The organism is Pedobacter roseus (assembly GCF_014395225.1).
In the GTDB taxonomy this organism is placed as follows: Bacteria; Bacteroidota; Bacteroidia; order Sphingobacteriales; family Sphingobacteriaceae; genus Pedobacter; species Pedobacter roseus.
The window spans coordinates 2,737,666-2,758,826 of the sequence record NZ_CP060723.1; the positions used below are offsets into that span (position 1 = coordinate 2,737,666).

A 21,161-nucleotide genomic window follows, 5' to 3' on the forward strand; every position below is an offset into this window, starting at 1 on the left:
GAATCGTAGAACTATTTATGCAACTCTCAACTGAGAATAATATGGGCGTTCCCCAATCCCGTGAAATACGGGAAAGGGTCGGGCTTTTCAGGGCTGCGCTTCGCTCCGGTACCGATAAAAATCGGCACTAAACCCTTACAATCCCTAACACAAACCTACCGCTTAAAATAAGACCTCGCAGGTTTTGAAAACCTGCGAGGTCTGCTAGATCCGTCATACTGAACTTGTTTCAGTATCCATCATAAGAAAAAGATCCTTCGACTATACTCAGGATGACAAATCTGTATAAGACTCAAGTTTTCAAAAAAATGACTCCTTTGGAATGACTATGCCAATACCTTATCAGGCGTTATTGGCAACGTCCTGATCCTTTTACCTGTTGCATTAAAAACCGCATTGGCAACCGCTGCCGAAAAACCGATTAAAGCAATTTCGCCCATGCCCTTTGCACCCATAGGGTTGATATAAGGATCGGGTTTGTTGATAAAGTTGACATCAATTTCCGGTACGTCGGCATTTACCGGAACGTGATAATCAGCAAAGTTGTTATTGATGTATCTTCCGTAACGGTGATCGACAATAGATTCTTCAGTTAAAGCCATACCAATACCGCCTACTGCACCACCCAGCATCTGGCTACGGGCTGTTTTCGGACTCACAATAGTGCCCGAATCGCCGACAGAAACAATTTTACTCACTTTTACCACACCCGTTAAAGCATGAACTTTTACCTGTACAAAGTGGATTGAAAAGGAATACATAGAATAATTATCTTTTTCCTTACCACTCTGGCTTTCTTTAGTTACCTCTATAGAAGGTAAATTGTTCTTTTTTAATACCTCAACAAAATTAGCTGTTGCATCCATGTTCGAATTTGCCGCCAGTTCGGCAATAGCTGATTTCAGGGCCACACAAACATCGTTTACAGCTGAGCCTACAGTAGATAAGGTAGCAGAACCACCCTGGCTCGGAGCAGGTGGCAAAGAAGAATCGCCCAGTTCGAAAGTAATTTTATTTACCGGGATTTTCATCAGTTTATTGGCAATTAAAGTCATTCCGGTTCCAGTACCCGGGCCTATATCGCTTGTTGCACTTTGTAAAAGTAACGATCCGTCTGCCTTTAAAACTCCCTTAACACTGGCTTTCCCCCTGTTGGCATTAAACACGCCAACACTTACGCCATAACCTGTTTGCCATGATCCTTCGACCAGGCTACCCGGTTTGTTTTTCCGGTTGCTCCAGCCTATTTTTTCAGCACCAATTTTATAAGCTTCTTTAATATTCTTGCTTGAAAAAGGTTTATTTTTTTGTTGATCGGTTTCAGGATCGTTTTTGATCCTAAAATCCAAAGGGTCCATATCTAAAGCATGCGCCATTTCGTCAATCGCACTTTCTAAAGCAAAAGCTCCGGTTGCTTCACCAGGACCACGCATCCAGATCGGTACTCCAAGATCTACCGGAACAATGGCATAAGAAGTATTTACGTTATCGCATTGATACATAAACTTCGCCATGTTCACTACACCTTCGGTAAAATTCTCATAAGTAGAAGTTTCGCCATAAGCACGGTGTGTGATACCTGTTAATTTTCCATTTTTATCTGCTCCCAAACCAATGGTTTGGATGGCTGCCGGCCTGTTACCCACCATGGTAAACATCTGCATCCGCGTAATAACCACCTTTACTGGTTTACCAATAAGTTTGGAGGCCATTACTGTTGCAATTTCCAATGGCCAGGTACGTAAAGCCATACCAAAACCGCCTCCAACAAACTCCGAGTTTACCCGGATATTTTCGATCGGAATTTTAAAAACATTGGCAATAGTACCCTGAGTAGCTTTTACACCCTGCGTTTTAGCATAAACAGTAAGCTGGTTGTTCGGACGCCAATCGGCAATAATCCCATGCAGTTCCATTGGATTATGCGTTTCAATCGGTAAAAAATACCGCTCTTCGAGTTTTACTTCAGCTGTTTTATAGGCATTTTCTATACCCCGCTTATAATCAGCCTGCCCTTGCAGTTTTTTTGCTTTAGGATCCTTTAAAGCCTTTGCAAAATCGGTATTAAATTCTTCTTTAGCATAAGTTGCTTTTACTAAAGAAGCTGCATAAGTTGCCCTTTCGAAGGTATTTGCCACCACAATGGCAATAGGCTGCCCATTGTAAAAAATCCTATCAGTATAAAAAATTTTCATCTGCGGACCACCTTCCTGCTCGTAAGCAGCTGCAGATGGTTTATTTAAATGCGAAACAACAGCAATTACACCAGGTGCATTTTCGGCTGCCCTGGTATCAAGTCCGGTAATTTTTCCTTTAGTGATGGTACTGGTTACCAACACGCCATAAGTTAAACCAGGAAGCTCGTATTCTGCAAAATATTTAGCTTGTCCGGTAACCTTTAAAATGCCATCTACACGATCGGTATCTTCTTTTAAAATTCTCTTTTCCATAACTAAGCTTTAGATTTTGCAAGATTCAACGCTTCGATAATTGTATTTGGAGCCAGTTTCAGCTTAAAATTATTCTCGCCAAAACCTTTAGCACCCGTCATGGCCAATCCTGCTGCCTTTTCAAAATTCGATAAAGTAGCTTCTTTTCCTTTCAGGAAATTTTCGGATGCCGTTAAACGCCAGGGTTTGTGTGCAACACCGCCCATAGCCAAACGGATATCAGTAATTTTATTATTGTTCAGTTCAAATGCCGCTGCTACCGAAACGAGGGCGAAAGCATAAGAAGCACGGTCGCGTACTTTTAAATAATGGTAGTTTTTAGCAAGATTATTTACCGGTATTTCTACACGGATAATCATTTCATCTGCTTTTAAGTTATTATCCAACTGTGGCGTATCTCCCGCCAGGCGGTGAAAATCTTTAAAAGCTATCTTACGTTCACCTTTACCATTGGCCAGTACCACTTCAGCATCTAAAGCAGTTAAAGCGACACACATATCGCTTGGATGAACAGCAATGCACTTTTCGGAAGTTCCAAAGATGGCGTGCATGCGGTTAAAACCTTCCATAGCACCACATCCTGTACCGGGCTGGCGTTTATTGCAGGGCATTTCGGTATCATAAAAATAACCGCAACGGGTACGCTGCATCATGTTCCCTCCCACAGTAGCCACATTGCGTAGTTGCGCTGAAGCACCGGCCTGTAAAGCCCAAGAAAGCAATGGCAGCTTCTCTTTTATCAAAGCATGATCTGCAACAGCCGTATTGGTAGCCAAAGCGCCAATGTGGATTTTATTTCCAATCTGTTCGATCTGTTTTAACGGAACGTGGTTGATATCAATGAGCTTTTCGGGTGCGGTAACCCCTCTTTTCATCAGGTCGATCAGGTTGGTACCACCAGCCAAAAATTTGGCATTCTTATCCTTTAACAATAAAGCAATGGCTGATTTAGCTGAAGTCGTTCTTAAATATTGAAAATTGATCATACCGTTGCACCTCCTTCCTTCACATCAACAATCGCATCAACAATATTTGGGTAAGCCCCGCACCTGCAGATGTTGCCGCTCATATATTCACTTATTTCTGCCCTCGAACTGGTATGTCCTTCGCGGATACAAGCCACTGCCGACATGATCTGCCCGGATGTACAGTAACCACATTGAAAACCATCATGTTTAATGAAAGCTGCCTGCATCGGGTGTAGCGAATCCCCATTTGCCAAGCCTTCTATCGTGGTAATTTTCTTTCCTTCATTCATCACCGCTAAACTTAAACAGGAATTTACCCGCTGTCCATCTACATGCACAGTGCAGGCACCACACTGACCATGGTCGCAGCCTTTTTTGGTTCCGGTTAAATGTAGTTCTTCGCGCAGGTAATCCAAAAGGGTTACCCTTGGCTCAACTGATGCTTTGTATGCTTTATTATTTACGGTCAGATTTAATGGGATTTTCTCGAATAGCTCGGCAAAACGTTCATCTGTATTACTTTCAGCTGCTTTAACTGCGATTCCCGGCGTTAAGGCAATGGCGGTAATTACGGAACTTTTTTTAAGAAAATCGCGCCTGCTGTCGCCCTTATTTGGTTTTTGATCAGAAGGTTTCATATTTGAATAGATTAGCTTTAGGATGTTCTTCTAAGTTCGTAATTCTAAAGTTCAAATGATAGTAAATCAGAAATTTAGAATTGTTCTATCCGGTAATATTTCAGATAACTTCCTAGAAATAAATGATTAACAAAATAATTTTCAAAATATTCAGCCAATTTATACTTTTATAAAATGGACAACGTAAAACCACTTCCCGATTTATCTGCAGAAGAACAACGCATTTTAGGTGCATTGATCGAAAAAAGCCGCACCACGCCCGATTATTATCCCATGACTTTGAACAGTTTAACAGCTGCCTGTAATCAAAAAAGTTCAAGAAATCCTGTGGTAAATTACGATGAGGAAACAGTTACCCTTACGTTAAACCAACTTAAAATAAAAGGCCTGATCTCGACCGCCACAGGAGGATCGAGCCGCGCTACAAAATATAAACATAATCTGGCGATAGTTTATCCCCTATTGCCTTCGGAACTGGCCATTATCTGCCTGTTACTTTTACGCGGACCGTTAACACCAGGCGAAATCAATAGTAACTCAGGTAGATTATATGAATTTGAGAGCATAGAAGAGGTTTTAGAACAACTTCAAAAATTATCAGATGATGAACCTGCATTTGTAAAACAACTGCCTAAAAAACCGGGACAGAAAGAAGCACGTTTCATTCACCTGTTAGGAGAACAAGCTGAAACCACTAACGAACCAGAAACCGAAACAATTGCAGCACCAACTTTTGATACCACTGAATTGGAAAACCGCATCGAAAAACTGGAATTGGAGGTAGAGGAGTTAAAAGAACTGGTTAATTTGTTGATGGATAAGTAAGTTCAGTTGTTCATTAGCCATTGGTTCATTGGTGCTAACCCGAACTAACTCCATCATTTCGAGCGAAGTGCAGCGTAGTCGAGAAATCTATGTCCCAAACTCTTCCGTGTTTTCGGTGTCTCTGTGGCAAACAAAACTTAACAAAAAAAGTCTTAGCGGGATGCTAAGACCAGTAAAGATTTTGTCATTCTGAGTATAACGAAGAATCTCTGCGTCCCATCGCACTGCCTAAAAAGATTCTTCACTGCGTTCAGAATGACAGAATGGGAGTTTGATATTTCCGTGTGTTCAGTGAATCCGTAGCAAAAACAAATCGCAAAAAAAAGGTCTTAGCGGGACGCTAAGACCAGTAAAGGTAGATCTCTCCATTCCGCTACGCTACAGTCGAGATGACGAGTCTTCATACTTTTTAAAAATCGTACTCGCCGTATGTCCACCGAAACCAAAAGTGTTGTTTAATACATAATTGATTTCCCTTTTAATTGGCTCGCCCAATACAATATTCAAGCCTTTCGGAATGTTTTCGTCCAGGTTTTTAGTATTAATGGTAGGCGGAATTATATTATCCCTTATTGAAAGAATACTGATCAAACTCTCCACAGCACCGGCAGCACCCAACAAATGACCTGTCATTGATTTTGTGGCACCTATTACCACAGGTAAACCATTAAAAACCGTATTAATACCATTTAATTCACTTAAATCTCCCAGACCGGTTGAAGTAGCATGCGCATTTATATAATCGATTTTATCAGCAGTAATATTGGCATCTTTTAATGCATTTTTCATCCCTAGAGCAGCACCAATCCCATCCGGAGGTGTTCCTGTTAAGTGATAGGCATCAGCAGCCATTCCACCGCCAACAATTTCAGCATAAATATGGGCACCACGTTGCAAAGCATGTTCCAGTTCTTCTAAAACCAAAGCACCGGCACCTTCACTCATCACAAAACCATCCCTATCTTTATCGAAAGGTTTAGAAGCACCCTGAGGATCTTCGTTGTTTTTAGATAAAGCCTGGGCTGCATTAAAGCCACCAACTGATGATTTGGTCAAAGCAGCTTCCGAACCACCTGCAATCATCACACTTGCCTTTCCTAAACGGATGGTGTCAAATGCATTAATAATTGCGGTATTGGACGATGCACAGGCCGAAACCGTGCAATAATTTGGTCCGCGTAATTTATGACGGATAGAAATCGCTCCGGCAGCGATATCCACAATCATTTTCGGAATGAAATAAGGATTGAATCTTGGTGTTCCGTCTCCGGCATGAAATTCTTCCAACTGTGATTCAAAAGTACCAATACCACCATTTCCGGTTGCCCAGATTACCCCAACTTCGGCCAGTTGATCATCGTTCATGGTACTGAAATCCAATCCGGCATCTTTTATCGCCTGATCACTCGAGCCGATGGCATATTGCGTAAAAAGATCGTACTTTTTAATCTCTTTTTTCTCCAGGTATTCTTCAGGATTAAAACCCTTTACTTCACCTGCGAATTGTGTTTTAAATTTACTCGAATCAAATTTTGTAATTGGGCCAATGCCACTTTTTCCAGCTAATATTTGTTGCCAAAATTGTTCAACAGTATTGCCAAGCGGGGTTATCGCACCTAAACCTGTTACTACTACTCTTTTCATTTTATTGTTTTTTAGTCACTAAGCTCAAATGATCAGCCATTTAATATGGCCGATCATTTGAGTTTTTACACTTACTGCCGCGAAAGTAAGCATTCCTGCGGTGAGAAATGTCATAATAAAAGCAAAGGAAAATCCTTACTTGTTCATTTAAGGTTAATGTTGAACCGAATCAATATTGGCCTTTCTGCTGGCATTCATTACATTCAAAGCATCTACTGGCGATTGTCTGAAGAGTTCGTAAATCTTAGCGGTATCACCCACCCTGATCTCGTATTCATCATTTGCCAAGGCAGCCAATAAATCGTCGGCTACCACAGATGGTTTGATGCCGTTATGTCCACCAATTTCTTTCGAAAATTCGGTATCCACCAATGGAGGCATCAACTCGAAAACTTTTACCGATGTTTCTTCCAAACTTAACCTTAAAGAAGTGCTGTACGAATGAAGTGCTGCTTTACTGGCTGCATAAGTTGGTAATGTAATACCAGGAACGTAAGCCACAATTGAAGATACATTTACAATAGCAGATGATTCTTGCGCTAATAAAACAGGCAATAATTTTTGGTTGATCCTGATGATTGACAGGTAATTGGTCAGCATTTCATCTTCTGCATTTGCAAAAGCATCCTGACCTTGGTCTGCTAAATTATAAAGAATTGCCCTACCAGCATTGTTGATTATGATATCTAACTGAGGAAAATCTACTTTAATCCTTTCTACCAATTGATCTACATCTCCGGCTTTACTCACGTCAGACAGAATGGTGGTTACATTTTGTAGTGATGCTGCAGCTGTATCCAGTCTTTCCTGGTTTCTGCCGGTAATAATCACATGATTATCTAAAGCAGTTAATTGTTTTGCGATTTCTAAACCGATACCGGCAGTTCCGCCGATCAATAAAACAGTATTTTGTGAAGTTTTCATTTTTATATTTTTTAAAATTTTAAGATTAAACAAGTGCTCACTGCATGAGCGTAAACAGTATTATTTTCATCAACCAATTGTGCTTCTACCAAGGCAGTCCGACCGCCCAGATTGATTACTTTAGCAATGGTTTTTAATTTTCCGGTTTTAATGGTGATGGCTTTCAGGAAATTCACCTTAAGTTCCAAAGTGGTATAACCTTTCCCGGCAGGTAAAAGCGAGTGTACAGAACAGCCCATCGCCGAATCTAAAATGGCTGTAATTACTCCTCCGTGCACGGTACCGATCGGGTTGTAATGAAATTCCTGTGGTGTAAATTCAAAAACTACGTTTCCGGCTTCAATTATACTAACGCTGAAATCCAGCGTATGTAAAAGTGGTGGCAAAGGAAATTTGTTATCACTCATGGCTTTTAAATAAGCAATTCCATCCATTTGCATGGCTTCTTTTGCGCCTTTCATCGGGTCATCCCAGGTTATTGTTCTGCTTCTTTCCATATTAAAATACCAATCGGTATATTTTTGGTTAAAAATTTTTAGCCGAGGCTATCTACATATTTTTTTAAGGAGCCCATAATCAGGTTCCAGTATTCGGTTTTTGATGTTAGTTTGGAAATCATGATGCCTCCTTCTACCATGGCAATAATGGTTAAGGCAATTTGTTCGGGATTATGATTTACATTGATTTCTTTATTGGCAATCCCGGCTTCAACCAGTTTAGCGATTTTATTTTTCCAGTCTAAAACAGCTTTTAACACTCTTCCCCGCAATTTGGGATGGGTATCATCGGCATCAATTGCAGTATTTAAAACCGGGCAGCCACCTTCTGACACCGAACCATCAATAAATTTCTGATAAATATCGATGTACACCAAAAGCTTATCTTTTATACTGGCCTGCCGGTTCATTTCAGCCTCTATCCTGCTTGATACATTATTCAGGTTATAATCAAAAGCTGCCAGTGCTACTTCATCCTTATTGGCGAAGTTGCCATAAATACTACCCTTGGTTAAACCTGTAGCAGCCGTAATGTCATTTAAAGAAGTACCTGCATAACCTTTCATATTAAAAATTGGCGCGGTTTTCTCTACAATGAAATTTCTCGTTTTTTCTGCTTTGGTCATGTTGTTCTGAATTGACGATGTAAATATATACCAATCGGTATATTAATGACAAATTATTTTATCATCAGAATCTCCTTTTACTTGAAGTAAATTAATTTACGACTTGTTTTAATCAACAGATAAAAGCACATTATTTGTTTTACGTTTGAATTTTGTAACTTTGATTTATGAACAAACCAGAAAGCATAGAAGACTTTTATCAGAACAAATTTAGTTTCATGCCGGATAATCTAAAGAATGGCGTTGGGCATTTTAACGTTTTTAAACTGGAAGATTGTTTAAGGGACGACTCAAAACCGATGAGTTACAACCGAAGGGATTATTATAAGATCTGCCTTACCCGTGGTCATAATGTATACCATTACGCCGATAAAAGTATCGAGATAGATGGAACAGCGCTGATTTTTTTCAATCCCCTGGTTCCTTATACCTGGGAACTGGCCAGTGGAAAACAAAGTGATGTAACCGGTTATTTCTGCATTTTTACTGAAGCTTTTTTTACGGAAAAGATCCGTGGAAACATCGGCGATTTACCCATGTTTACTCCTGGCGGAAAACCTGCATATATATTAAACGAACAACAGGACAAACAGATAGAGGCTATTTTCGCCAAAATGGTTGAAGAGATTAATACAGATTATATCTACAAGTATGACCTGCTTCGGAATTACATTACCGAGATTACCCACTTTGCCTTAAAAACACAACCATCAGAAAGTTTATTCAAACATACTGACGCCAATACCAGAATTACTTCCGTTTTTACAGAACTGCTGGAACGCCAGTTCCCCATTGAAACTACTACGCAAAGGCTTACCATGCGTTCGGCTAAAGATTATGCCGCGCAACTTTCGGTACATGTAAACCATTTAAACAGGGCCATTAAAGAAACTACCGGTAAAACCACCACAAACTATATTACAGAACGTTTATTGAGCGAAGCAAAGGCTTTATTAAAACATACGGACTGGAACATATCGGAAATAGGCTATTGCCTGGGCTTTGAAGAACCAACACATTTTAATAACTTTTTTAAAAAACTGACCAACCATACCCCTACTTCCTATCGAATTGTTTGAATTTCGTAATCATAAGTTTGATTGACGTAATAAGCTGAAGCCATTTGTACTGTAATTTTGTGTTAAGAAAAAGAAGAAAATTATGGGCATGAAAAAAGTTTGGTTTATTACCGGAGCTTCAAAAGGCTTAGGATTAAGTTTAGTAAATCAATTATTGAAAGCTGGCCAATCTGTTGCGGCTACTTCAAGAAATATTGATGAGCTTAAAAAAGCTGTAAATGCAGATACGGGAAAATTCCTCCCACTGGCTGTTAACCTGGCCGACGAACAAAGTGTGGAGGACGCAATAAATGCGACCATTGCAAAATTCGAAAGGATTGATGTGGTGATCAATAATGCTGGCTATGGCATCGGAGGCAGCATTGAAGAATTAACTGATGCCGAAACACGCAATAGTTTTGATGTTAATGTTTTCGGAACGTTAAATGTAATCAGAAAAGCTTCACCTTATTTAAGGGCACAACACTCGGGGCATATCATCAACATTGCATCAATTGCAGGTATTGCAGGCGCAACTGGCTGGGCAATATACGCTGCAACAAAATCGGCGGTTATTGCATTATCGGAAGTATCGGCCGAAGACCTTAAAGAATTTGGTGTAAAAGTAACTGTGGTTGCACCCGGAGCTTTCAGAACGAGTTTCTTAACTACCGATTCGTTGATTTTGGCTGCTAATCCACTTGCTGAATATGAAGAGGTAAGGGCAATACACACCAAATATTTAAAAATGGATGGCCAACAGGCTGGAGATCCGGAAAAAGCCGCTGCTGCCATGATTTCGCTGGCCAGTATGCCTAATCCACCGGTACATTTACTATTAGGAAATGATGCTTTTCAAAGGGCAAACGGTAAGATTGAGGCTTTAACAAAAGAGTTTAAAGACTGGAAAGCCATCACGATTTCGACAGATTTCGACAATTAAATTATAAGCTAATGGCGAATTAGCATTCAAAACGGGTGCAGTTCCGAAGTATTTTGGGACTGCCTTCCAATCAATTCATTTCATTCTAAAAAACAATATCATGGAAAATCAAAAAGTTTGGTTTGTAACAGGCGCGTCCAAAGGTCTGGGATTAACCTTAGTAAAAACATTATTAAACAACGGCACTAATGTTGCCGCAACTTCAAGAAATTTAAACGATTTAATCAAAGCGGTTGGTGAACACGAAAACTTTTTACCGTTAAGCGTTGATTTAATTAATGAAGAAAGTGTAGAGACTGCAGTGAGTCAAACCATTAGCAAATTTGGTCAGGTTGATGTAGTGGTAAACAACGCTGGTTACGGCATGGTTGGTGCATTGGAAGAATTAAGCGATAAAGAATCGCGAGAAAATTTTGATGTAAACGTTTTCGGTTCCTTAAATGTGATCAGAAAAGTGCTTCCTCAATTAAGAAAACAACAATCTGGGCATATTTTCAATATTTCATCGATAGGTGGATTTTCAGGCAATTTCCCGGGCTTCGGAATCTATTGTGCTACAAAATTTGCAGTAGTTGGCTTTACGGAGTCATTAGCAGCTGAAGTAAAATCACTGGGCATCAAAGCAACAGTGGTAGAACCAGGTTATTTCAGAACTGCGTTTCTAACAGAAGGATCATTAGCAGTGCCAAGTGCACCAATTGATGCTTATAAAGAGGTACGCGAATCGCAGGCTAAACACCAAAACGACATCAACAACCAACAACCTGGTGATCCGGCAAAAGCGGTTGAGGTAATTATTGAAGCTGCAAAAAGCGAAAATCCGCCGCTTCATTTATTCCTTGGGCCTGATGCTTATCAGGTTGCAGATGCTAAAATTGCAGATGTACAAAGAGATATGGCCAATTGGAAATATCTGGCTACTGCCACTAACTTTGACGAGGTTGGCGCTTAATTATTATTTTATCAAGAACTGGCAGCTAGTCGGTTCTTGATAATTATGTTAAAAACTTGTTTCTAAATCTTTTCCATCTATCCATAAAAAATTGGATGACGACCATCATCATTAAATAAATACTCAAATTGATCAAGTAAAAGACAGCAATATTTACTTGTTCAATGCTCAAATATTTATTATAAGTAGTTGAGTCGTACCATTCCAAGAATCTGTTTATCAAAAAAAGTGGAATAATCGCTAGCAAACCATTGAAAAGCCTGTACCATCGAGATTTTAAGAAAAAACTGATCCAAAGTAATTGGCTTAATATCAGGTACCAGATCACATCGAACCATGAAATGAACCAACCAGGTCCAAAATAAAAATCTACATAGCCGTATCTTTCTTCAGCTTTAGAGGAGAAAATGTTAAACAGGGCTAAACTTATCTTGACGATAAAGTAAATAAATGCAGCATACTTGATTACTAAACTTGGTGTACGATCTAACTTTTGTATAGTTGGAGATACATGAAAAACACAATACCAGATACTCCAAAACCCAAAGCCTATAAATTGCGCTTGAGCAAGGACTATTAAGATCAATTGGAACATAGAAAATAAAGTTTTATGGACGATAAACTGTTTATTTTTATTTACCGTGTTGCCAACAATAACCACTACTATCCCCGTTTCTTTTACATCTCGCCCCTTTTTTTGTTAATGCTTTGCATTGCCCAACATAAACTGATGTAGAACTACTGACTTTCTTTGGCTGGCTATAAAAACTTTTCGATCTTGAGATTTTTGAACTACAGATGCCACAGGTTCCACCGTTATTGCAGTATTTGCAGCTCGAGCAGGTAGAACATGCATCACAGGGACTTAATCCATAGCAAGTAGCAACAGGTTCTTTTCTTAGATTTGTTTTTGGTGAAAAACTACCAAACAGCAATAAGCTACCCAATAGCAAGACGTAAATTGTTTTCAGAGATAATTAGATTAAGAGCTTAGGATAAAATTTAGATTTCTAATTTAGGATTAAATATTGATAATCTTACACATCAAAATATCTCCTCCGTAACCATTTCGCCAAACTAACCAGCACAATTAATGCTGGTACTTCTACCAACGGACCGATTACACCAGCAAATGCCTGACCCGAATGGATGCCGAATACACCAATGGCCACTGCGATGGCCAATTCGAAGTTGTTGCCGGTAGCGGTAAAAGCAATAGCGGTACTTTTGCTGTAATCTGCACCAAAATATTTGCCGGCAAAGAAGCTGATCACAAACATTACCACAAAATAAATTACCAATGGCAAGGCAATTCGCAGCACATCCATTGGGATCTGCACAATTAATTCTCCTTTTAAACTGAACATTACCACAATGGTAAATAACAGCGCGATTAAGGTTATCGGAGAAATCATTGGGATGAAAATTGAGCGGAACCACTTTTCGCCTTTCCATTTAATCAGTATTTTTTGACTTAAAATGCCCGTTAAAAATGGAATGCCCAGGTAAATCCCTACACTTTTTGCAATCTCTAAAATAGAAATGGATACAACTAAGCCTTTTAAACCAAATAAAGGCGGCAAAATGGTAATAAAAAAATAGGCGAATACACTGTAAAGCAATACCTGAAAAATACTGTTCAGGGCAATCAAACCAGCAGCATATTCACGGTTTCCCTCGGCAAGATCGTTCCACACCACCACCATGGCAATACATCTGGCCAAACCGATCATAATTAAACCGACCATGTATTCAGGATAACCATGTAAAAAGATAATCGCCAGGAAAAACATTAAAAATGGGCCAATGATCCAATTCAAAACCAGCGAAGCCCCCAAAACCTTGGTATTTTTAAATACCTCGCCCAGGTTTTGATAATTTACTTTTGCCAATGGCGGGTACATCATCAGGATTAATCCAATTGCCAGAGGAATGTTGGTATTTCCATTGGAAAAAGAACTGATCCACACAGTGGAAGAAGGAAATAAATAGCCCAGCGATACACCTAAAAGCATCGATAAGAAAATCCAGATCGTTAAATAGCGGTCTAAAAAACTGAGCTGTTTTCGTTTAACTACAGGCGTACAATTATTTGCCAACATGTTATCCTTTTAAATTTTCGTTTACAAAATCCTCCATGTAAGCTTTAACCAAATCTCTCGTACTTCTGAATTGCGCCATAATTTCGGCTTCAGTACCTACTGCTTTAGCCGGATCGGGAAAGTTTTGGTGCAGTTTTATGGCCTGCGTTGGGAAGTAAGGACAACTTTCTTTCGCATGATCGCAAACTGTAATCACATAATCAAAAGGAACATCAAAATATTCTTCTATATTATTTGATGTTTGGCTGGAAATGTCGATCCCATCTTCTGCCATTATTTTAACTGCCCTGGGGTTTACGCCATGCACTTCGATACCTGCGCTATAGATTTTTGCTTTGTTTTGAGCAAAATATTTTAAATATCCCTCTGCAAGCTGACTCCTGCAACTATTTCCGGTGCAAAGCACCAATACATTTTTCATTCTTTTAAAATTTAAATTCTTAACAGCAACCGTTGCCCGGTGTACAACTGTTTTGATCAGCAGTGAGGTTAACTAACTCGATTTTTCTTTTTTCAGGCTGAGCAGGTGCACAGCACTCTTCACCGGTTGCAGTTGTACCACAACTTCCGCCGCGGTTTATCGCCTTACATTGCGTAGCATCGGGCGTCAGGTTTATGATCAGATTGTCGCCGTCAATTTTAAATTCACCAGGATACATTTGTCTGGTATCAAATTCTGAATTACCGAATTCAATTTTCACAATGCCTTTTGGATTTAAAGCCAGTTTACTTTCAACCAGATCGATAATTGACAATGCTTTTTTAACCTGCATGGCCCTGCCCTCTTCTTCTTCGGTGGGTTCCCATAACTGCACAATAATTTCCGTCCAGGCATTCATAACCCCTCCGCAATCCACTGAGGTAATCGTCGCCTGTTTAATTTCAGTAATGTGGTAATTGGCATTTACCCACTTATCAGTAGCATATTGGAACTGCAACAGCAATCCGGGATATTGTAGAAGTTCAGCTTTAAAGCTGCTCCATTCTATTGAGGAAGTATTAATCATAATATTGCAATTTAACGATTGATTTATATAAAAATTTTTTTAGCAGCAGTTTTGTTCTCCTTTATACGATGAGAAGAAATTACCCAACTGATTTTGAAGTAATGTCCAGGTTTTGGGTTCAATACAATAACAAACGCTCACTCCTTCAATGGTCCCTTGTATAATACCGGCATTTTTGAGTTCTTTTAAATGTTGAGAAATGGTCGCCTGTGCTAAACCCAATTCCTCAACCAGATCACCACAAATACAGGTATTTGATTTCAGGATACGCTGCAGAATGGCTATCCGGGCTGGATGTGCCATCGCTTTTAGCAAAGCTGCCATTTGATTTTGCTCTTCGGTAAAGATTTCTGTTTTTGTAAGTCCCATAATTATATCGCAATATTACGATAGATAAATCAGATATCAAAATTTATTTTAAACCTACCCCTAAGCGCTACAGAATTTCTATAGATTCGATGCTTTACTTAGTGTATAAATATTTTGTATTTTAAATTAAAATTTAAATCATGTGGAAATTTTATGCAATACTTTCGGCCTTGTTTGCTGCTGCAACGGCCATTTTAGCCAAAGTTGGACTAAAAGGCGTTAATGGCAATGTGGCAACAGCCATCAGAACGATAGTCATCCTGTTTATTGCCTGGGGCATTGTTTTAGCAACCGGAGAAATTTATCAGCTTAGAACGTTGAGTAAAAATAACCTGATCTTTTTAGGTTTATCGGGATTGGCAACAGGCTTATCATGGATTTTCTATTTTAAAGCGCTCGAAACGGGTAATGTTTCTAAAGTAGCCCCGATTGATAAGTTAAGTGTAGCCATTGCAATGGGTTTGGCATTTTTGATCTTAAAAGAACCGATTGATACGAAGACATTAATTGGTGGAGGGATGATTGTAGGAGGTAGTTTGGTGATATTACTTTAAGCCATACTCACAACGGCATCATTTATTTGTGCATTAGTTCTTTATGGTATACTTTGATTCAAAATTGGATCCAGCTTCCTGATTTCCCTTAAGCCAGCCATAATATTCATCTAAAATGATACCGGATACCCCATCAGGTTCAGAAAAACCCCTTTGCGCAAAGTAACTTTGTAACCTGGAACCTCCCCATAATCCCCAATTATTCCTGATCCACATACCCAATCCATGATGTAAGCTCAATACATCGCTTCTTTCTTTAAAATTTTTAATCATCTCCCGGTCAACTGGTTTTAAAGTTTTATTTAACTGCAGAAAACAATCGTTAAGATTAACGGGAATATAAACATGATTAATAGAATCTAATGTTAGCCGCCTGGCACGTTCCTTCTTTTGCTCTTCTTTCTCTACCAAAAGCTCTTGTTTAGCCAGAGAATCAACAGGGTTCCTGAAACCGCCAGAAAAGAACCTGAAATATTGTTTTTCTATTTTTTCAGATATAAAACCGGCATCGAAAGTATTCCTTGTCATTATTTCCCTAATCTTATTTTCATCAATTTCTTTGGCACAACTTAATGTATCAATTTCAAAATTGCCGTTTTTTGTAAGGTAGCCCGCTAAAACGATCCGATATATTTTATAATTAAAAAAGTCGGTGGTGTTTATACCCACATACTTTAACCCGGTCTTATTTTCCATCTCAACTGCAAGTTTTTTTTGGGTTTGCCTGATCACAAAATCTGGAATGTATTTATACGCATATTCGAAAAAATCGGTTTTTGGGATCTCGCGTTTAAGTTTTTTGAGCTTTTGATAAACAGATGCGAAAGGAACTTTTGATATAATCTCACACTTTTTAAGATCGTATAACGTTACCATCTTCTTTGTATCTACACAGTAAATAATATCATTACAGTTAAGCACATACTGCTCGTTTAAAAACTTTTCTTCATCTGTTGTGCCTTCTTTAAATATGATAAGCTCCGGTTTACTTTTTTGATAATCGATTACCGTACGCGAATTATCGTAAAACAGATTGCATTTCTCTACATCAGAATTACAGCTCGAAAATTCCTTTGTAGTATAAGTTTCTGCTCTTTTTCCGTCCTTATAGATAATAACATTCTTAAAACCATCATCACGATAAGTCGCATTTGCCAGATAAGCTATTGTGGAGCCGTCATTCGAAATGGTTAAGAAATACCTGTCAAAAGTATATACATCAAATGAACGGTTGATTTCATACATTACTTTATCGCCTTTATACACGATAGATCTACCTCTGGTTGTTGGAAATTCATCATCATACGAATAAGATTTAACCGAAAATTTTCCGTTGGAAGAAAAAACTTCCGTGATTGGAACTCGAGAGGTTGAGGACTGGCTAAAAGTAGGAATGCCTAGTAATAAAAGAAATGCGAATGTGAGCGTTATTTTTATCATGCTATTAAAATATCTAAAAATAGTTAATCGGTTTGCTAATAGATGTTAAAAGATCTTAAATTCCACAGGTATTAAACATTGTTTTCATTTAAAGCAAAAAAACCGTTGACTTTATTAGTCAACGGTTTTTCATTCTGGAGTAAGAAATATTATTTCTTCGGTTTCGAGCTCATGTAAAAACTAAGCTTTCCACCGTTTGTAATGTCAGCATGTTTGATTTTATGATCGGTAATTTCTTTGCCGTTTAATAAAACCTTTTCTACATATACATTTTTATCACTTTGTTTAATGGCTTCGACCGTGAAAGTTTTGCCGTTCTCTAAATTGATTACCGCATTGTTAACCAAAGGACTTCCTAACGAATATATATCAGAACCTGGTGCTACCGGATAAAACCCTAAAGAAGAAAACATGTACCAGGCGCTCATTTGCCCGCAATCGTCGTTTCCGCCTAAACCATCAGCAGTAGGTTTATACTGCATGTTTAAGATATGACGAACTTGAGCCTGTGTTTTCCATGGCTGATCGGTCCAGTTGTAAAAATATACAATGTGGTGTGCCGGTTCGTTTCCATGAACATAGCCGCCTATAATACCTTCGCGGGTAATGTCTTCTGTATGAGCGAAAAACTCATCTGGTAAATGCATGGTAAATAAAGTATCTAAACGGGTGGCGAATTTCTTTTTACCGCCCATCATTTCGATCAGTGAAGCAGGATCTTGCGGAACGAAGAAACTATAGTTCCAGCTGTTTCCTTCAATAAACCCTTGTCCTTCGGTATCTTTCGGATCAAATTCTTTTTTAAATGTTCCATCTGCCAGTTTCGGACGCATAAAACCCGAAGCACTGTCGTAATTGTTCTTCCAGTTGTTAGAACGTTTGATAAATTCGTTATAAACATCCATACGATTTAATTTCTTTGCTAATTGTGCAATAGACCAGTCATCGTAAGAATACTCTAAGTTGTTTGAAACTGAAATGCCCGATTTTTCCGCAGGGATATAACCTTTATCGATGTAATAGCCAATACCTTCATAATCGCGGTGTTTAGCTGTTGCGATACAGGCATCCAATGCTTTGTTCGGATCTCCCGTATAAGTTCCTTTGATAATCGCATCAGAAATTACTGAAACGCTGTGGTAACCACTCATACACCAGTTATCGTTGGCATAATGCGACCATATTGGCAACATGTGCAAACTGCTCTGATCGTAATGCGCCAGCATCGATTTCACCATATCATTACTTCGGCCCGGTTGCGTAATATTAAAGAATGGGTGTAAAGCGCGGTAAGTATCCCATAGCGAGAAAGTGGTATAATTGGTAAAACCATCAGCTTTATGTACACCCTGATCTAAACCTTTATATTCGCCATTAACATCGGTATAGGTTGTTGGATTGATGTAAGCATGGTATAAAGCGGTATAAAAGTTTATTTTATTATCGTTAGAAGTAGTTACCTGGATTTTATTCAACTCTTTGTTCCAGGTAGCTTGTGCCTGTGCTTTTACTTTTTCAAAATCCCAGCCTGAAATTTCTGCACGCATGTTTTCTAAAGCATTTTCCTGACTAACCGGAGACAAAGCAAATTTAATTTTGACCTTCTCTCCCTCCTGCGTATCAAAATCGAAGAACATTTTCAACTTCTTGCCTGCAATTTCAGGGAAGTTCTGTTCCTGGTTAAATTTACCCCAGAAACCTCTGTAAGCCTGTTTGGCATCGTAACTTTTACGTCCGTAGCTTTTAAATGGTTTAGAAAAGCTCATCGCAAAATAAACCGTTCTCGTTCTGGCCCAACCATTGGTTTGGCGGTACCCTGTAATTAAAGTATCATTTACCACACGAACATAAGTCCAGACGGTTTTTTCCTCGTAATTGTAAATACCAGCCATCAGATCCAAAATAATGTGCGATTGATCCGATTTAGGAAAAGTATATTGGTGCATCCCTACCCTTGTGGTTGAGGTGAGTTCTGCGGTGATGTTGTCGTCATCCAATTTCACTTTATAGTAGCCAGCCTCTGCAACTTCGTTGGCATGAGAAAACGCCGAACGGTAACCGCCTTTTGGATTTGATGCCGTACCAGGGTTTAATTGTAATTTTCCCTGTGTAGGCATGATCAGAAAATCGCCCAGATCAGAATGGCCTGTGCCGCTAAAATGTGTATGACTAAAACCGGTAATGGTTTTATCTTCGTACTTGTAACCCGCACAGTATTTATATACGTCGCCATTGTATTTTCCGTTTACTTCGTAAGATAAAGTATCGGTTTCGGGACTTAACTGCACCGCACCAAAGGGAACGGTAGCACCCGGATAGGTATGTCCCATTTTAGAGGTGCCGATAATGGGCTTAACATACTGCACCAGGTTCTGCTGTGCCGATGCCACCATGGCTGAGAGCAAAAGACAAGGCAGGATAACTTTTTTAATCATATCTTTTTAAAATTAGCTTGTTTTGTTGAAAATTCTAAGGTATAAATTTATCTCCAAATATGCATAAAACCTAAGACTAAAACGTTTAAGTAAAACAAAAAATACATTTTAGATTGTTGAAGATACGATTTATTGCATTTTCAAACCCCGCAGGTTTTAAAAACCTGCGGGGTTTATGTTGCTTAGACTACAGGCTCTGTTAAATAAACCTGATATAAGCGTAAAGCCCACAGCGCAGCGAGGACTTGAAGTGATAGCAGGGCTACCGGCAGCCATTAACACTAAACCGCTCATTTTCCAAATAATATTGACCACCTTAATACAACTAAGAAATAAACGCAAATAATTTAGTTGCCGCTTTTTACAAGTAACTGACTTCCTTTAAATAATTTCAGCTAAATAAACCTTATTTTTGCATCCTTATATTTTTAAGATGAGTAAACACGGTAGAATTCTGGTTGCCATGAGTGGCGGGGTTGATAGTTCGGTAGCGGCTGTAATGTTGCATGAGCAGGGTTATGAGGTTATTGGCTTAACCATGAAGACCTGGGATTATGCCACCTCTGGCGGTAGCAGTAAGGAAACTGGCTGTTGCTCGCTGGATAGCATTAACGATGCCCGTACACTTGCCGTAAACTATGGCTTTCCACACTATATTTTAGATATCCGCGATGAATTTGGCGATTATGTAATCGATAATTTTGTTGATGAATACCTTGCAGGAAGAACACCAAACCCATGTGTATTGTGCAATACGCACATTAAATGGGAAGCGCTTTTAAAACGTGCCAATAAACTGGACTGCGAATTTATTGCAACGGGGCATTACGCCAATATCCGTCAGCAAGATAGCGGCCGTTATGTAATTTCGAAAGGAAAAGACGAAAACAAAGATCAATCTTATGTATTGTGGGGTGTTTCGCAGGAAAATCTTTCGCGTACGAAATTCCCTTTGGGCAGTTTTGCCAAATCTGACATCAGACAAATGGCTTTAGATATGGGACAGGAAGAACTGGCCAAAAAATCGGAGAGTTACGAAATCTGTTTCGTGCCTGATAACGATTACAGGGCTTTCTTAAAACATAAAGTAGAAGATTTAGAAGACAGAGTAGCCGGCGGAAATTTCATTTTAAGTAATGGAATGGTAGTAGGACAACATAAAGGTTATCCTTTTTATACCATCGGTCAGCGCAAAGGTTTGGGCGTAGCATTTGGCGAGCCAATGTTTGTAACCCAGATTTTGCCAGAAAGCAATACCGTTGTATTAGGCAAGGCCGATGAACTGGAGCGTAAAGAAGCAATGGTACGTAATGTAAACCTGGTTAAATATGCCAGCATTGAAGAACCGATGAATGATGTCATTACGAAAATCCGTTATAAAGATGCGGGAATGTTAAGTACAATTGTTCAGGAGAAAGATAAAATGCGTGTAGTGTTCGATCATAATGTTTCGGCAATTGCACCGGGCCAATCGGCAGTATTTTACGAAGGAAACGATTTATTAGGCGGTGGGTTTTTGGTTTAATAGATAAAAGCCTGTGTCTTACTAACAATACTGTAAGGCTAATTAGCAATAACATTTTTTATAAACCAAGTCGTCATCTCGACTGGAACGCAGTGGAATGGAGAGATCTAAATCAGAATTACTCACTAGACAGATTTCTCGACTCCGTTGCACTCCGCTCGAAATGACGATACGGATAGTGCTACCGCCAACAAAAAGGGCTTT

Annotated in this window: 20 protein-coding genes; 6 read left to right on the plus strand and 14 right to left on the minus strand. The window is 39.1% G+C overall.

Annotated features, from left to right (window positions below; translation table 11 throughout):
* Positions 1 to 326: 326 nt before the first annotated feature.
* The 3 genes from H9L23_RS11420 to H9L23_RS11430 are packed head-to-tail and all read right to left on the minus strand — an operon-like array spanning position 327 to position 4,056.
* Positions 327 to 2,450 carry a xanthine dehydrogenase family protein molybdopterin-binding subunit gene (locus tag H9L23_RS11420; protein ID WP_187595069.1) on the minus strand — a complete coding sequence of 708 codons (2,124 nt, stop codon included), beginning with the start codon at positions 2,448 to 2,450 and terminating at the stop codon, positions 327 to 329.
* Positions 2,451 to 2,452: 2 nt separating this feature from the next.
* A complete protein-coding gene (locus H9L23_RS11425; RefSeq protein ID WP_187595070.1) occupies positions 2,453 to 3,436 on the minus strand; it encodes an FAD binding domain-containing protein in 984 nt (327 codons plus the stop codon).
* Positions 3,433 to 4,056 carry a (2Fe-2S)-binding protein gene (locus H9L23_RS11430; RefSeq protein WP_187595071.1) on the minus strand — a complete coding sequence of 208 codons (624 nt, stop codon included), beginning with the start codon at positions 4,054 to 4,056 and terminating at the stop codon, positions 3,433 to 3,435. Before H9L23_RS11430 ends, H9L23_RS11425 begins: the two co-directional genes overlap by 4 nt.
* Before the next feature lie 174 nt (positions 4,057 to 4,230).
* On the opposite strand from H9L23_RS11430, the gene H9L23_RS11435 reads away from it, so the two are divergent.
* Complete coding sequence (locus tag H9L23_RS11435) at positions 4,231 to 4,881, plus strand: YceH family protein (RefSeq protein WP_187595072.1); 651 nt, start codon at positions 4,231 to 4,233, stop codon at positions 4,879 to 4,881.
* Between the two features lie 378 nt (positions 4,882 to 5,259).
* On the opposite strand, the gene fabF is transcribed toward H9L23_RS11435, so the two are convergent.
* The 4 genes from fabF to H9L23_RS11455 all read right to left on the minus strand — a co-directional run bounded on the left by fabF (position 5,260) and on the right by H9L23_RS11455 (position 8,572).
* The gene (gene fabF / locus H9L23_RS11440; protein WP_187595073.1) at positions 5,260 to 6,525 is read right to left on the minus strand and encodes a beta-ketoacyl-ACP synthase II; all 1,266 of its coding nucleotides are present in this window, start codon (positions 6,523 to 6,525) and stop codon (positions 5,260 to 5,262) included.
* Positions 6,526 to 6,678: 153 nt separating this feature from the next.
* Positions 6,679 to 7,449, minus strand: coding sequence for an SDR family oxidoreductase (locus H9L23_RS11445; RefSeq protein WP_187595074.1), 771 nt, complete (start codon positions 7,447 to 7,449; stop codon positions 6,679 to 6,681).
* An 11-nt stretch (positions 7,450 to 7,460) separates the two neighbouring features.
* On the minus strand, positions 7,461 to 7,946 hold the full coding sequence (locus tag H9L23_RS11450; protein ID WP_187595075.1) for a PaaI family thioesterase: 486 nt from the start codon (positions 7,944 to 7,946) through the stop codon (positions 7,461 to 7,463).
* Positions 7,947 to 7,984: 38 nt separating this feature from the next.
* A complete protein-coding gene (locus tag H9L23_RS11455) occupies positions 7,985 to 8,572 on the minus strand; it encodes a TetR/AcrR family transcriptional regulator (protein ID WP_187595076.1) in 588 nt (195 codons plus the stop codon).
* Positions 8,573 to 8,739: 167 nt separating this feature from the next.
* Here H9L23_RS11455 and H9L23_RS11460 point away from each other — a divergent pair, with 167 nt between their 5' ends.
* From H9L23_RS11460 to H9L23_RS11470, 3 genes are all read left to right on the plus strand, one after another.
* Positions 8,740 to 9,651 carry a helix-turn-helix domain-containing protein gene (locus H9L23_RS11460; protein WP_187595077.1) on the plus strand — a complete coding sequence of 304 codons (912 nt, stop codon included), beginning with the start codon at positions 8,740 to 8,742 and terminating at the stop codon, positions 9,649 to 9,651.
* An 88-nt stretch (positions 9,652 to 9,739) separates the two neighbouring features.
* Positions 9,740 to 10,573: an SDR family NAD(P)-dependent oxidoreductase gene (locus H9L23_RS11465; protein ID WP_317175295.1), complete on the plus strand. Its 834-nt coding sequence runs from the start codon at positions 9,740 to 9,742 to the stop codon at positions 10,571 to 10,573.
* Positions 10,574 to 10,673: 100 nt separating this feature from the next.
* Entirely contained in the window at positions 10,674 to 11,525 is an 852-nt protein-coding gene (locus H9L23_RS11470; RefSeq protein ID WP_187595079.1) for an SDR family oxidoreductase, read from the plus strand.
* A gap of 632 nt (positions 11,526 to 12,157) precedes the next feature.
* On the opposite strand, the gene H9L23_RS27080 is transcribed toward H9L23_RS11470, so the two are convergent.
* From H9L23_RS27080 to H9L23_RS11490, 5 genes are all read right to left on the minus strand, one after another.
* Entirely contained in the window at positions 12,158 to 12,478 is a 321-nt protein-coding gene (locus tag H9L23_RS27080) for a DUF5763 domain-containing protein (RefSeq protein ID WP_394355246.1), read from the minus strand.
* 84 nt (positions 12,479 to 12,562) lie between these two features.
* Positions 12,563 to 13,627: an ACR3 family arsenite efflux transporter gene (arsB, locus tag H9L23_RS11475; protein ID WP_187595080.1), complete on the minus strand. Its 1,065-nt coding sequence runs from the start codon at positions 13,625 to 13,627 to the stop codon at positions 12,563 to 12,565.
* Between the two features lies 1 nt (position 13,628).
* Complete coding sequence (locus H9L23_RS11480; protein ID WP_187595081.1) at positions 13,629 to 14,048, minus strand: arsenate reductase ArsC; 420 nt, start codon at positions 14,046 to 14,048, stop codon at positions 13,629 to 13,631.
* A gap of 19 nt (positions 14,049 to 14,067) precedes the next feature.
* The gene (locus H9L23_RS11485) at positions 14,068 to 14,634 is read right to left on the minus strand and encodes a DUF6428 family protein (RefSeq protein ID WP_187595082.1); all 567 of its coding nucleotides are present in this window, start codon (positions 14,632 to 14,634) and stop codon (positions 14,068 to 14,070) included.
* 39 nt (positions 14,635 to 14,673) lie between these two features.
* Positions 14,674 to 15,003, minus strand: a complete 330-nt coding sequence (locus tag H9L23_RS11490; protein ID WP_187595083.1) for an ArsR/SmtB family transcription factor — start codon at positions 15,001 to 15,003, stop codon at positions 14,674 to 14,676.
* Positions 15,004 to 15,143: 140 nt separating this feature from the next.
* Here H9L23_RS11490 and H9L23_RS11495 point away from each other — a divergent pair, with 140 nt between their 5' ends.
* Positions 15,144 to 15,557, plus strand: a complete 414-nt coding sequence (locus H9L23_RS11495) for an EamA family transporter (protein WP_187595084.1) — start codon at positions 15,144 to 15,146, stop codon at positions 15,555 to 15,557.
* 33 nt (positions 15,558 to 15,590) lie between these two features.
* Here H9L23_RS11495 and H9L23_RS11500 read toward each other — a convergent pair whose 3' ends face one another.
* Positions 15,591 to 16,997: a DUF6794 domain-containing protein gene (locus H9L23_RS11500; RefSeq protein WP_187595085.1), complete on the minus strand. Its 1,407-nt coding sequence runs from the start codon at positions 16,995 to 16,997 to the stop codon at positions 15,591 to 15,593.
* 149 nt (positions 16,998 to 17,146) lie between these two features.
* A complete protein-coding gene (locus H9L23_RS11505; protein ID WP_223191068.1) occupies positions 17,147 to 19,432 on the minus strand; it encodes a GH92 family glycosyl hydrolase in 2,286 nt (761 codons plus the stop codon).
* A 433-nt stretch (positions 19,433 to 19,865) separates the two neighbouring features.
* On the opposite strand from H9L23_RS11505, the gene mnmA reads away from it, so the two are divergent.
* Complete coding sequence (mnmA, locus tag H9L23_RS11510) at positions 19,866 to 20,957, plus strand: tRNA 2-thiouridine(34) synthase MnmA (protein WP_187595086.1); 1,092 nt, start codon at positions 19,866 to 19,868, stop codon at positions 20,955 to 20,957.
* Positions 20,958 to 21,161 lie beyond the last annotated feature (204 nt).

Coding starts and splice junctions, on each gene's coding strand:
- H9L23_RS11420 (WP_187595069.1), bottom strand. CDS start 2,450: ATGGAAAAGAGAATTTTAAAAGAAGATACCGATCGTGTAGATGGCATT.
- H9L23_RS11425 (WP_187595070.1), bottom strand. CDS start 3,436: ATGATCAATTTTCAATATTTAAGAACGACTTCAGCTAAATCAGCCATT.
- H9L23_RS11430 (WP_187595071.1), bottom strand. CDS start 4,056: ATGAAACCTTCTGATCAAAAACCAAATAAGGGCGACAGCAGGCGCGAT.
- H9L23_RS11435 (WP_187595072.1), top strand. CDS start 4,231: ATGGACAACGTAAAACCACTTCCCGATTTATCTGCAGAAGAACAACGC.
- fabF (WP_187595073.1), bottom strand. CDS start 6,525: ATGAAAAGAGTAGTAGTAACAGGTTTAGGTGCGATAACCCCGCTTGGC.
- H9L23_RS11445 (WP_187595074.1), bottom strand. CDS start 7,449: ATGAAAACTTCACAAAATACTGTTTTATTGATCGGCGGAACTGCCGGT.
- H9L23_RS11450 (WP_187595075.1), bottom strand. CDS start 7,946: ATGGAAAGAAGCAGAACAATAACCTGGGATGACCCGATGAAAGGCGCA.
- H9L23_RS11455 (WP_187595076.1), bottom strand. CDS start 8,572: ATGACCAAAGCAGAAAAAACGAGAAATTTCATTGTAGAGAAAACCGCG.
- H9L23_RS11460 (WP_187595077.1), top strand. CDS start 8,740: ATGAACAAACCAGAAAGCATAGAAGACTTTTATCAGAACAAATTTAGT.
- H9L23_RS11465 (WP_317175295.1), top strand. CDS start 9,740: ATGAAAAAAGTTTGGTTTATTACCGGAGCTTCAAAAGGCTTAGGATTA.
- H9L23_RS11470 (WP_187595079.1), top strand. CDS start 10,674: ATGGAAAATCAAAAAGTTTGGTTTGTAACAGGCGCGTCCAAAGGTCTG.
- arsB (WP_187595080.1), bottom strand. CDS start 13,627: ATGTTGGCAAATAATTGTACGCCTGTAGTTAAACGAAAACAGCTCAGT.
- H9L23_RS11480 (WP_187595081.1), bottom strand. CDS start 14,048: ATGAAAAATGTATTGGTGCTTTGCACCGGAAATAGTTGCAGGAGTCAG.
- H9L23_RS11485 (WP_187595082.1), bottom strand. CDS start 14,634: ATGATTAATACTTCCTCAATAGAATGGAGCAGCTTTAAAGCTGAACTT.
- H9L23_RS11490 (WP_187595083.1), bottom strand. CDS start 15,003: ATGGGACTTACAAAAACAGAAATCTTTACCGAAGAGCAAAATCAAATG.
- H9L23_RS11495 (WP_187595084.1), top strand. CDS start 15,144: ATGTGGAAATTTTATGCAATACTTTCGGCCTTGTTTGCTGCTGCAACG.
- H9L23_RS11500 (WP_187595085.1), bottom strand. CDS start 16,997: ATGATAAAAATAACGCTCACATTCGCATTTCTTTTATTACTAGGCATT.
- H9L23_RS11505 (WP_223191068.1), bottom strand. CDS start 19,432: ATGATTAAAAAAGTTATCCTGCCTTGTCTTTTGCTCTCAGCCATGGTG.
- mnmA (WP_187595086.1), top strand. CDS start 19,866: ATGAGTAAACACGGTAGAATTCTGGTTGCCATGAGTGGCGGGGTTGAT.